The organism is Parapedobacter soli, assembly GCF_025460835.1.
Classification (GTDB): Bacteria; Bacteroidota; Bacteroidia; order Sphingobacteriales; family Sphingobacteriaceae; genus Parapedobacter; species Parapedobacter soli.
In genome coordinates this window covers 1-10,831 of the sequence record NZ_JAMXAY010000088.1, presented here as the reverse complement: position 1 = coordinate 10,831, position 10,831 = coordinate 1, and the positions used below count along the sequence as shown (strand labels likewise).

At 47.6% G+C, this 10,831-nt stretch carries 12 protein-coding genes and 1 pseudogene; 9 read left to right on the top strand and 4 right to left on the bottom strand.

The annotated features are described in order from the left end of the window. The 9 genes and pseudogenes from NGM62_RS20935 to NGM62_RS20900 all read left to right on the top strand — a co-directional run. Positions 1-596, top strand: a 596-nt coding sequence (locus tag NGM62_RS20935; RefSeq protein ID WP_262250266.1) for a Crp/Fnr family transcriptional regulator, incomplete at its 5' end; no start/stop codon positions are given. 55 nt (positions 597-651) lie between these two features. Beyond that, complete coding sequence (locus tag NGM62_RS20930) at positions 652-1,257, top strand: DUF3575 domain-containing protein (protein WP_262250265.1); 606 nt, start codon at positions 652-654, stop codon at positions 1,255-1,257. 563 nt (positions 1,258-1,820) lie between these two features. Continuing rightward, positions 1,821-2,627: a ribosomal RNA small subunit methyltransferase A gene (locus NGM62_RS20925; protein WP_262250264.1), complete on the top strand. Its 807-nt coding sequence runs from the start codon at positions 1,821-1,823 to the stop codon at positions 2,625-2,627. Positions 2,628-3,178: 551 nt separating this feature from the next. After that, a complete protein-coding gene (locus NGM62_RS20920) occupies positions 3,179-3,373 on the top strand; it encodes a hypothetical protein (protein ID WP_028297204.1) in 195 nt (64 codons plus the stop codon). Further along, positions 3,373-3,555 (top strand): annotated as a pseudogene (locus tag NGM62_RS22315) (type II toxin-antitoxin system YafQ family toxin); the annotation flags it as partial. The gene NGM62_RS20920 and the pseudogene NGM62_RS22315, both read left to right, overlap by 1 nt. Positions 3,556-3,575: 20 nt before the next feature. Next, positions 3,576-3,866: a hypothetical protein gene (locus NGM62_RS20915; protein WP_262250263.1), complete on the top strand. Its 291-nt coding sequence runs from the start codon at positions 3,576-3,578 to the stop codon at positions 3,864-3,866. A gap of 756 nt (positions 3,867-4,622) precedes the next feature. Then, complete coding sequence (locus tag NGM62_RS20910; protein ID WP_262250262.1) at positions 4,623-6,899, top strand: TonB-dependent receptor; 2,277 nt, start codon at positions 4,623-4,625, stop codon at positions 6,897-6,899. A gap of 238 nt (positions 6,900-7,137) precedes the next feature. After that, the gene (locus NGM62_RS20905; RefSeq protein WP_262250261.1) at positions 7,138-8,061 is read left to right on the top strand and encodes an NAD-dependent epimerase/dehydratase family protein; all 924 of its coding nucleotides are present in this window, start codon (positions 7,138-7,140) and stop codon (positions 8,059-8,061) included. 100 nt (positions 8,062-8,161) lie between these two features. Further along, positions 8,162-9,001: a universal stress protein gene (locus NGM62_RS20900; protein ID WP_262250260.1), complete on the top strand. Its 840-nt coding sequence runs from the start codon at positions 8,162-8,164 to the stop codon at positions 8,999-9,001. Between the two features lie 232 nt (positions 9,002-9,233). Here NGM62_RS20900 and NGM62_RS20895 read toward each other — a convergent pair whose 3' ends face one another. From NGM62_RS20895 to NGM62_RS20880, 4 genes are all read right to left on the bottom strand, one after another. Next, on the bottom strand, positions 9,234-9,407 hold the full coding sequence (locus NGM62_RS20895; RefSeq protein ID WP_262250259.1) for a hypothetical protein: 174 nt from the start codon (positions 9,405-9,407) through the stop codon (positions 9,234-9,236). Next, a complete protein-coding gene (locus NGM62_RS20890; RefSeq protein WP_262250258.1) occupies positions 9,394-9,630 on the bottom strand; it encodes a hypothetical protein in 237 nt (78 codons plus the stop codon). The genes NGM62_RS20895 and NGM62_RS20890 overlap by 14 nt, the downstream gene beginning before the upstream one ends. 71 nt (positions 9,631-9,701) lie before the next feature. Continuing rightward, positions 9,702-10,160, bottom strand: a complete 459-nt coding sequence (locus NGM62_RS20885; RefSeq protein WP_262250257.1) for a DUF5675 family protein — start codon at positions 10,158-10,160, stop codon at positions 9,702-9,704. Further along, positions 10,157-10,831, bottom strand: a 675-nt coding sequence (locus tag NGM62_RS20880) for a DUF6266 family protein (protein ID WP_262250256.1), incomplete at its 5' end; no start/stop codon positions are given. The genes NGM62_RS20880 and NGM62_RS20885, both read right to left, overlap by 4 nt.

The window sequence follows — 10,831 nt, the reverse complement described above, 5'->3', positions numbered from 1 at the left end:
AAGTTCAAACAAATATTATATCCCTATTGCATAATGTAAGTTTAAACAATATTATTCGGCTAGAGGATGATGAATGGGATAAACTATGGCCATTGTTCACTTTGGAACAGATTCCTCCTAAAAAACGATTAACAGCCATTGGCCAGATCGAACGTAAACTATACTTTGTCGTAACAGGTATTATCAGGCTCTATTGTCTGAATACCGATGACAATGAAGTTACCGTATTCCTGTTTGCTGAAAATCATTTCGCAAGTTGCTATCCAAGTTTCTTAACACAAAGCCCCTCAGACCAAGCGCTGGAAACAGTCGAAGAATGCACGGTTCTCTCCATTAACAAGAGCGATTTCGATCTATTGCATCAGGTCGTTCCCAAAGTAAATGTATTGACCCGAAAAATCATAGAACAACGTTTCATTAACTCACAACGTATTTTTACAAGTTATATCAGCCGAACACCGGAACAAAGATACCTGGATTTTGAACGGGAGCATGGGACGCTGTTATTACGCGTTCCACAACATATCATCGCTTCGTTTCTTGGTATAACACCCGTTTCCCTGAGTAGGATAAGAAACAGGATCTCCAGGAAATAGTATTTCTTATCTTTTGTTAACGGCTCCTTACTTTTTCCGTCCTTACTTTTGGGGTATGATTCATTACGCATTTCTTCAAAAAAAATCAGCAACAATTCGATTGATTCTTCAAACGCTTACAATTCTATTTCTTTTTTGTCTGTTGACATTCCAGACAAAGGCGCAACAGAAAACACTCGCTCGATTGGAAATAGAGGTTGATCCCTTAGCTTATATTCTTAATGGTTATTCCCTTCATGCTGGGACCACATACGGCAGCTTTCGCTCAAGTGTTGGGATATTCGCTATTGAACAGCCCGCATTTTTTGTTAATAATGACGCATTTTCGGTTTATTCTTCTGGTTTTGATTTAAAAACAGACTATCTTTTTGGAAAGATCAACGGGTGGCATTCCGGTTTACAGCTTACCTATGGCAAGGAGAATGTTGAGCTCAAGGCAACGCAAGAAGAAGAAGAGTTATGGGGGCTCAGTATAGGAATACGGGGAGGCTACCGGTTTATGTTCGGCAAAACAGAAAACCAATCGAGAGGATTTTACATCAATCCTTGGGTAGCGCTTATTTATTCACCCAACCCGGCTACAATAACCAACGGAGACCAACAGTATCATCAATCCTCTTTTTCCCCATTCCCGGCAGTCCACGTAGGTTGGCGATTCTAATGGCTTGGATACCGGTACCTTGACTACGGTGTAGAGGTTCTGGACGGTGCTGTTCGCTTCCATAACTGATGTTTTTTTGTCTAAAGAATTGATTATGGTGGTGTGGGCGGGCATTTACGAGCAAGTCCAAAAAGCAACGGAATAAATGAAGGGTATTGGCGGCGTCTGTGTTTATGCCGGAATTAGGGCTTTAGAGATAAAAATGTGCTTTGACTGATGTTGTCTCACGTTGTTAAGTTTAGACTTTTCTATTATCCATAACCTATTCCTGTCGTAGTCACTTACCCTTGAGGTCTCGGGTATAATCCGAAAAAGATTTTTATATTTGCTTTGCTTACGTATAAAATAATATATACATGTTTTGTTTCGCAGGTGTCGCTAGACCTTGGGCTACTATCTAGTGATAGGTAGCCTATTCATCTTTTAGTCATTAACTCCACCATCTATTCAGGTGGCAGGGTTTTCAAGTGCCTTTGTTATTAAGAAATATTTCTTAGGATAGAATACTGCCTTATCACATTTCCCGTGATCCAGTTTGCATATTTATTTCTAAGAATTTTTTAATGAAAAAAAATAAAGCTCCCGTAAGATATACGGGGCAACACTTTACCGTGGATAAGTTACTGATAGCCGATGCCATTAGGATTGCTGATATCAGGGAAGATGATGTGGTTTTGGATATCGGTGCAGGGAAGGGATTTCTGACTGTGCATTTGGCCAGGCTCAGCAAGTACGTCATCGCTATTGAAAAAGATAAGGGACTTGTAGGATTTCTGCACCGGAGGTTTGCCCATGACAGACGCGTCCATACTATAGGGATTGATTTTCTGAAGTATAGCATTCAACAAACCAGTTTCAAAGTGGTCTCCAATATCCCTTACAACATTACCTCGGAGATTTTAAAAATACTGATGTTTAATCATCTGGCACATTTGGAATGCGCATCGTTGATCATGCAGTATGAACCTGCCAGTAAGCTCATACGCGCTACGGGCAGCGATCCTTACAAACTGTTCTACCGTTCTTTTTTTGAATTCGCGATTCTGTACGAAGTCCCGCCAGAAAGCTTTATGCCACCTCCCAAGGTAAGGTCGGCACTGGTAAAAATCACGAAGAAGCGCGGGGGGAATCTGAACCCGGAAATGAAGGACAGGTATTTCAGTTACCTTTGTTTTATGTTGAAAGAGCCGGATATGAAGATCCATTCGGCGTTAAAAAAGATGTTCAGAAAGCGGCAGTCAAGGGCTGTGATCGAAAAACTCAACCTGCAATCGCGTACGTCGGTTTCGGGGTTGACCGCTGATCAACACGTGTATTGCTTTAATCAGATGCTTTTGTCCGTTCCCCAACGATATCATCCAATGAGATAGTAAGAAAAGTTATATTTTCGTTTACTTCTGGTGTTATTGATTTTTATACGCTATATCGATATGAATGCATCAGAAATGAACATAGATTTTTCCCGTCTGGCAATGAAAGCGGCAGTCTATATCCGATATGGATTACTGGATGTCGTAACCGTACAAGACGACAGCTTTGAGATATCTGTCAATCGCTCAGCCCACTCTCATATAGCATAAGAGGGTTGTTAATGTTTTCCTATCAATAAGATTTATTTACGGGTTAAGTATAGCTTTATGTTAGGATACTCTATGCATGCCATCCACAATGCGTTCTTTATTTTAATTTCTCTTATTTTCATAAAGGGCATTTGAAAAATCCATCATTATAATAAAATTATCCCCTCGCTCATTTGTCGCTTGCGAAACCCAACCGCTCTTGGTCGTTGCTATTCTCGTTTTGGGCTCTTTACGTTGAATTTCTTTCGTGTCATGCAGAGCTTTTCCTTTCTTTCGCCAGCCGATAGCGAACAATTTTATTTTTTAGTAACTTTGGGGTAGTATCATCCATATATGTGGATATGGAAATTACAATAAAAATAGATAAGCGAAGCAAGCAAGCAAAAGTATTCTATGAATACCTTAAAACACTTCCTTTTGTAGAGCTTGAAGAACCTCGTTACAATAAAGATACTGAAAAGGCGATAAAAGAGGCCAAATCGGGAAAGGCGACCAAAACCACCCTTGAAGATTTCAGAAAGGAACTTTATTCGTAATGTATCAGCTTGAACAGACGGGGAAGTTTAAGAAAGATATTAAACTCGCCAAAAAGCGAGGTTTAGATATGCGACTTCTCGATGAGGTCGTAACCCAATTGGTTGAAAAAGGCTCGCTCCCACCAAAGAACAAACCGCACAAATTGACGGGTAATTATAAAGGATTTTGGGTGTGCCATATACAGCCCGATTGGCTGTTAGTTTGGAAGCAGGACTTCCAAAGCCAACTTTTTATTACAAGACCTCGGGTATTTGGGCAGTCTTTCAAAAAGACATTCTCAATGAGGAATACTTGCAATCACTTGGACTTAACGGTAGGCAGGTGAAAGCGGTTTTGTTTGTGAAAGAAAAAGGGAAGATAACGAACAAGGAGTATCAAAGATTGAATGATATATCCAACAGAACAGCAACTAACGAATTAACGGCGTTAGTTAGTGGTTTCGCTGTGTTAAAAGTGTCAGGTGCGGGTGCAGGAACTTTTTATCACCTATGAATCACGCAAAAACCACGCAAATCACGCAAAACAGGACTTAAAGACTTATTCCAAAACCAAGTGGGCAAATGGGTGCAGACGCATTTTATATATTGAAATGAATTGCACAATNGAATCACGCAAAAACCACGCAAATCACGCAAAACAGGACTTAAAGACTTATTCCAAAACCAAGTGGGCAAATGGGTGCAGACGCATTTTATATATTGAAATGAATTGCACAATAATTGCACAACGGGTTAGTATTAGTCACAAAACGTTGGGTAGTTTTTTCAAAAGCAACGGCAATAAATAGGAGACCTATGTACCCATCTAAAAAGAACCGCAAAAAGAACCCCCAAAATTTAAAAACCACCGTTATCGTCACAATAAAGCAATGTTTTTAATCCCCCTACGGGCTACCGAGAGGCGATAAAGAGGTATAATCCATCCTAATTCTGGTATACCTCTTTTTTATTGCTTGTAGGATTCTGTAAATAAGCGATTAAAAAAATACAACATTTATTATTGGTGTTCGACATTCGTTTGTTTTATCGCAGTAACTGATACCCTGAGGGGAGATTAAAAACTGGATACGCTGCTTGCCGTGGTAAAGGTTCTGCAAATGTATCGTAATTACTCATTAAACGGCACATTAAGTTCGTGTTAAATTTCCTATTTGATGTAGCCTTCCGGTGTCTTTCATTCTTAAAGTAGCTAACTTTAGGGAAAATTGCTATGTCACGTATATTTTTTTATTTATTTGCGTTTATGTTGATGGCTGCGTCCACAATGGCTCAGCCTACCCAGACCGTCCGCGGTACGGTCACCGAGGCAATAACCGGGATGCCCATCCCCTCTGCGAACCTTCGACTGCTACCGATCGGCCAGGAGATTGCTGCGGACACAGAAGGAAACTTTATATTTACGGCTGTTCCGGTAGGGCGGTACGATCTGGTAGTCACCGCAGTGGGATACGAGCCCGCCCAAATGGAAGAGATCCCAGTCAGCTCCGGCAAAGAAGTGGTAATCCAGATCCGCCTGCACTGGCGGGTAACCTCGCTGGATGAAATCGAGATCAGACCTGTGACCGGCGGGCGTCACACATCGGCGACGGTGAGCAATCACGTGCTGGGGGTCGAAGCTGCACAGCGCTTTGCTGGGGGATTCGACGATCCAGCCCGGTTGGTGACTGCTTTTGCTGGGGTGTCGGGAAACATTGGCAACAATGCCTTTATGGTCCGGGGTAACAGCCCCCAAGCCCTCCAGTGGAAGATGGAAGGCATTGAGATCCCCGTGCCCAATCACTTAGGAGATATGCGCTCCTTTGCAGGCGGGACGGTTACTGCACTCAGTACCCAGCTGTTGGGCAATTCCACTTTTCTCTCGGGTGCGATGCCCGCTGAATACAGCAATGCTCTGTCCGGTGTTTTTGACCTTTCGCTACGCAACGGCAACGACCAGCAGTACGAACACACCTTTCAGGTGGGGGTAGTTGGCATTGACCTTGCGTCCGAAGGGCCGCTGAACAAAGGAACCGGTGCCTCGTATAATATCAATTATCGCTATTCTACCCTAGCGCTCGTTGCGCCGCTATTGGCCGAAGGTGCGGGAGCCATCCAGTACCAGGACCTGTCCTTCAAACTCCATGTCCCTACACGCAAAGCAGGCGAGTTTTCCTTTTGGGGAATGGGCCTCATCGATCGGGTAGGAGCGGAAGCCAAGAGAGACATCACCGAATGGGCTTATGATGATTTCCGGGAGACGCACACCGTCCGTATGGATATGGGGGTTGCCGGACTGACCCACCGCCAGCAGCTCAATAAGTCCCAGTATTGGAAGACATCATTGGCCGCGACCATTCGGGGCCTAGACTATCCGATCCAACGATTGGACAGTAGCTTGAATGAATTTGATAAAAATGCCCTGGATATGCGATACCGCAATATCGTCCTTTCCTCTTTTATCGGCACAAAGATCAATGCCCGGATCAATAACAAGACAGGCGTCAATCTGACCAACATGCAGTATGATATGGATATCCGGCAGGCCCCTCGTCCGGGGGATCCCATGCAGGCCGTCGTAGACGAAACCGGCAGCAGCAATCTGTTAGCGGCCTATACGCATTTTAGTTTTCGTCCGGCAGCGGCACTGACGATGCACGCGGGACTCAATGCGAGTTTATTCACCCTGAACAACCGCTTGTCCATCGAACCCCGTCTGGGTATCCGTTACCAAGTAACTCCCCGTCAGTCGCTGGCCTTGGCCTACGGCCTGCACAGCCGCCTCGAACGGCTGAATTATTACTTTGTACAGGATCCGCAGGGGAGGGATCTCAACAAAGAGTTGGATTTTACCAAAGCCCATCACCTCGTGCTGGGGTATGATCTGCGGACGTCTGCGACCGGTAGCTTGAAGGCCGAGCTCTATTACCAGCACCTCTTCGACGTGCCTGTGGTCGCAGACAGCTCTTTTTCGCTTCTCAATCAGCAAACCTACCAATTTGATTATGCGCAGTTGGAGAATACCGGCCTAGGCCGGAATGTAGGTTTTGAACTCACCTATAATCGTGGATTTGCCAGTGGGTATTATTATATGGCCAATGCATCTATTTTCTCGTCTACTTACCGGGGTGGGGACCAGGTCTGGCGGGATACTCGTTACAACCGCAATTTTGCCTTCAATCTGCTGATGGGAAAGGAATGGGATCTGGGGCGGCGTAAGCATAATCTACTGGGAGTCAATGGTCGGATCAGTTATCAGGGAGGCGATCGGTACTCACCCGTGAGTCCGGTGTCTATCCCCGCCCAGCAGGTGATCTATGACGAAACAAATGCTTTTTCCGAACAATATCCGGCGGCCCTCACGGCTCATCTGACCGTCAGCTACCGGATCAATAAGAAAAAGACTTCCCAAGAGATTTCGCTGAAGATTCTCAACTTGACGCAGTTCGAAGAGTACGTGGGGCACCGGTACAACTACCAGACCCGGCAGGTCGAAGTACAGCGCGAACCGGTCGTCATTCCGAATCTAAGTTATCGAATCGACTTTTAATGAGCGTTCCAACCGAACTATAAGCATTTTTTCAAATCGGTCGTTATAAAAACTACAATAATGATTCTTGTAGGGGGTTGACTAACTCTTTATTAAGTTTACACGTGGATTGTGGGAGATGGTTGATTCCCTGACACATTAGTTTTATAAAACTAACCTAATCATAGCAAAAAAATAATCTTACGTTTCCGTCTATGTACCTCAAAAGTTCTTATTATTGTATATAAGCTTTATCGTTATGCAAACAATATTAGGTGCGGGAGGGGACATAGGAACATTGCTCGCAAAAGAACTGAAACAGTTCACGGATAAAATCAGGCTTGTGGCCCGCCATCCCAGACAGGTAAACGGGAATGATGAACTGGTCGCTGCCGATCTATTGGATGCACATGCAGTATCCGAAGCGGTCAAAGGTTCGGAGATTGTCTACCTAACCGTAGGTTTGAAATACGACCGGCGCATCTGGCAGGCACAATGGCCGGCCATCATGCGGAATGTTGTGGATGCCTGTGTACAACACAACAGCAAACTGGTTTTCTTTGACAACGTGTATATGTACGATAAAAGTGCGATCCCGAATATGAGCGAAGAAAGCCCCCTGAACCCTCCCTCAAAGAAAGGCGCGGTAAGGTTGGAGGTTGTGAAGCTTATCAACAAGGCAATGGCAGAAAACAACCTCAAAGCGCTGATTGCCCGGAGTGCGGACTTTTACGGGCCGGGCTCTAAAAATGGCATACTGAACATACTGGTACTGGATCCTGTGGCCAAAGGGAAAAAGGCCAATTGGCAGGGTGATCCCCACAAGATACATTCCTTTACCTATACGCCCGATGCGGCCAGAGCAACAGCTATCCTCGGCAACACGGACAGTGCCTACAATCAGGTGTGGCACCTTCCCACTTCTTCTGAACGCCTGACCGGCAAAGCTTTTGTCGATCTGGCAAACGGCATAAAAAACCAGAAAAGTTCTTACAGGATACTGTCACCAGTGTTACTCACCATTGGGGGGTTATTTGACAGGACGGTCAAAGAACTTATCGAAATGCAATACCAGAACAATCAGGATTATTTCTTCAACAGTGACAAATTTTGCAAGGCGTTTCAGTTTACGCCTACCCGATACGAAGATGGAATAAGGGAAATATTGGGAAGTGCTGTTTAGCCTTGGATGCGGAATTGAAATCATGCAGATCCCAAGATTGACCTGACGGTGCTCAGGGAACAGCTCTCAAAACAAGCCACACAATAAAACTCCAATGGTTATGAATACGATCATTATTACGACAGATTTTTCGGAAGCAGCCATGAATGCTGCTCGTTATGGGGCAGCCTTGGCAAAATCGATTGGGATTCTGCGGATTGTGCTGTACCATTCGTATGACAATGCCCCCGCAGCTACGGATATTCCGGTTGCGGAATTAGACACGACACTTGCACATGAAGGAAGCCTTTTGGCGCTTGAGATCGTAGAAAGGGAAATAGGGTCGATACTGGGGGGCGATTCCGGGATTACCATTGAGCTTGTGGCCAATGGGCTGCCACTGGAGCTTGGCGTAGAGCAGCTTGCCGAACAAGGGCGGGCCGGGTTGGTCGTGGTAGCGACAACGGGCAAGAGCGGGCTGGAAAAGTTTCTGGTGGGGAGCAATACAACCAGTCTAGCCTCATCCTGTCCGGTACCTTTGCTTATTGTTCCAAAGGAGGCGGAGTTTGAGCCTATCGATAAAATCGTGTTTGCCTGTGACCTCAAACAGGTAACACGGAGCACACCGGTATCGGAGATTGGCTGGTGGCTGGAAAAACTGGGCGCGAAGCTGTTGGTGCTGAACGTGGCGCTGGAGGGCAACCGGTTTGATCCGGACATGATTCCCGAACAGTATAAGATGCATGAACTGTTGGATGGTTTCGGCCCTTCGTATCATTACGAGGAAGGGGATGACATCGCCGAGGAAATTGCGGATTTTGCGGAAGATGAGGAGGCAGGCCTGGTGATTACCGTCCCGAAGACCTATGGTTTTTTCGAAGGGCTGTTCCGCCGGAGCGTGAGCAAGCGATTGCTGGCCAAAACAGAGGTGCCGTTGCTCCTGTTAAAGGAAAGAGAATGAGACATGCCTATGAGCTGGCTCCTGTGTTCGGTTGAAATGAATTGCACAATAATTGCATAAATTGCACAACGGGTTAGTATTAGTCACAAAACGTTGGGTAGTTTTTTCAAAAGCAACAGCAATAACTAGGATACCTTTGTACCCATCTAAAAAGAACCACAAAAAGCCCCCGCCGGTTAGGGCAAGGGCTTTTGGTTAGGTTTAAGGGGGCTTCGTCCCGTCGGCGTGCGGCTTACCGCCTCCGCAGCCATCGCTGCAGCGCCCAGGTTACCGCGAAGCTCACGACCGCGCCGATGGCCGCCAGCACGGCGGTTTTGACCATGTCGTGCATACCGAGCTGGGCCACGATGCTGAGCAGCGTGCCGCCGCCCGTGCCGATGCCGAGCTGCGCGCTACTCGTCTTCATCGCTACCTCCTCCCTCCTTCCGCACACCGCTTTCCACCGCCTCCAGCACGCCCAGTGCCAGGGCGAGGTACCGGGCTACCACCACCACCCTGGGTGGCAGCTTCACCGGCGAGGCGATGACCAACTGGCTGGCCACCGCCAGCGTTTCCTTGATCCGTTCGTATAGCGTTTTCCCCGTTTCGGGGCTGTGAACGCCGTTTATTTTCTTGTTCATTTTGTTCATGATTTATTTTTTACCTCTTAATTTTACCGTTTCCGGCTGCCACGCAAGCTGCCTAGAGTGCTTGCATCCAGTCAGGAGAGCAGCAATCTGTTTTCAACCACCAACCGATTGTTGCCTTTGTTAATCTCCGCCAATAACTTCGGGTAGGCGAATTCATAAGCCGCGCGGGAGCCCCTTACTTCATAATCACCGTTTACCAGCACCCAGTACAATCCAGCGAGCGGGCAGCCGCTCGTATCCGTATGGTCGTTGCCCGCGTGGAAGAACACGAGCTGGTAGTTGGGAATTTCGATGATCTCCACCATACCCTCGTGCATGTGCGGGTACCGTTTCGCGTACGTGGCGTTCATACCCGCCCAGTGGTTGAGCGAGAGGCCGTAGTTACCCGGGGGGATTGCCGTCTCCCCCGGCACCTTGTGGTCACGCACGGTGTCCTCCAGCAGGTAGCAGCAGAACAGGCCGCCGATGTACAGTTGGCTGAGGGTACTGTGCTTCCCCTTGGCCACGCGGATGATTTTAATTGCCCTCATAGCCGTTCTCCTTCCAACGTATCCGATGCGCTTGGAGCGGTGTCCCCGTCCACTCCGGGCAGCGCGCCATCTTGCCGCTCCCCGTCGACCCACGTACCCAGGAAAACACTCCTCGACGCCTCCCGACGCCGCCTATCCATCACGAAACAATACCCGTGTAGGCGCCCCTGCATGAGCCTCGGGGCCAATTGCAGGGAGAGCTGACCCTCCCCGCGGCACGCCGTGCCGTCGCTCACCACCACCCGGCCCTGCGTCTCGTTGTAGGCCAGCAGGAATGCCGGTGCGTTGCCGTCGACAAACGGATTATCGCCGTTTAGCCATTGGAGCGAGCAAAGTCCGTCACTGCCAACCGCCAATACAGGTTGCTGTAACGCAAGCTGTCCTCCCCAGCTCACCATCACCCGGCGGGGATCGATGTACAGGTGGGGATAATCCCCCGCCACGGCATCCTGCAGCACCTGCTTGGTGGCCCAGTTGAGACCCGACTTCACCTGCCTGTTGCCCGGTTTGAACGTTTCCTCCAGCACGGGCGCCAAGGGAGCGAGGAATCGCATGGTAAGTTTCATCCGCATCCGCTGCGCCAATTGGGCCGGCGTGGGCGGCTTGGTGCTAGGTTTAGGTGTTGTCCGCGCACAGGGAACCCCGTTGCGCACGTAATAGATGAGGCCGCC

Coding starts and splice junctions, on each gene's coding strand:
- NGM62_RS20930 (WP_262250265.1), top strand. CDS start 652: ATGATTCATTACGCATTTCTTCAAAAAAAATCAGCAACAATTCGATTG.
- NGM62_RS20925 (WP_262250264.1), top strand. CDS start 1,821: ATGAAAAAAAATAAAGCTCCCGTAAGATATACGGGGCAACACTTTACC.
- NGM62_RS20920 (WP_028297204.1), top strand. CDS start 3,179: ATGGAAATTACAATAAAAATAGATAAGCGAAGCAAGCAAGCAAAAGTA.
- NGM62_RS20910 (WP_262250262.1), top strand. CDS start 4,623: ATGGCTGCGTCCACAATGGCTCAGCCTACCCAGACCGTCCGCGGTACG.
- NGM62_RS20905 (WP_262250261.1), top strand. CDS start 7,138: ATGCAAACAATATTAGGTGCGGGAGGGGACATAGGAACATTGCTCGCA.
- NGM62_RS20900 (WP_262250260.1), top strand. CDS start 8,162: ATGAATACGATCATTATTACGACAGATTTTTCGGAAGCAGCCATGAAT.
- NGM62_RS20895 (WP_262250259.1), bottom strand. CDS start 9,407: ATGAAGACGAGTAGCGCGCAGCTCGGCATCGGCACGGGCGGCGGCACG.
- NGM62_RS20890 (WP_262250258.1), bottom strand. CDS start 9,630: ATGAACAAAATGAACAAGAAAATAAACGGCGTTCACAGCCCCGAAACG.
- NGM62_RS20885 (WP_262250257.1), bottom strand. CDS start 10,160: ATGAGGGCAATTAAAATCATCCGCGTGGCCAAGGGGAAGCACAGTACC.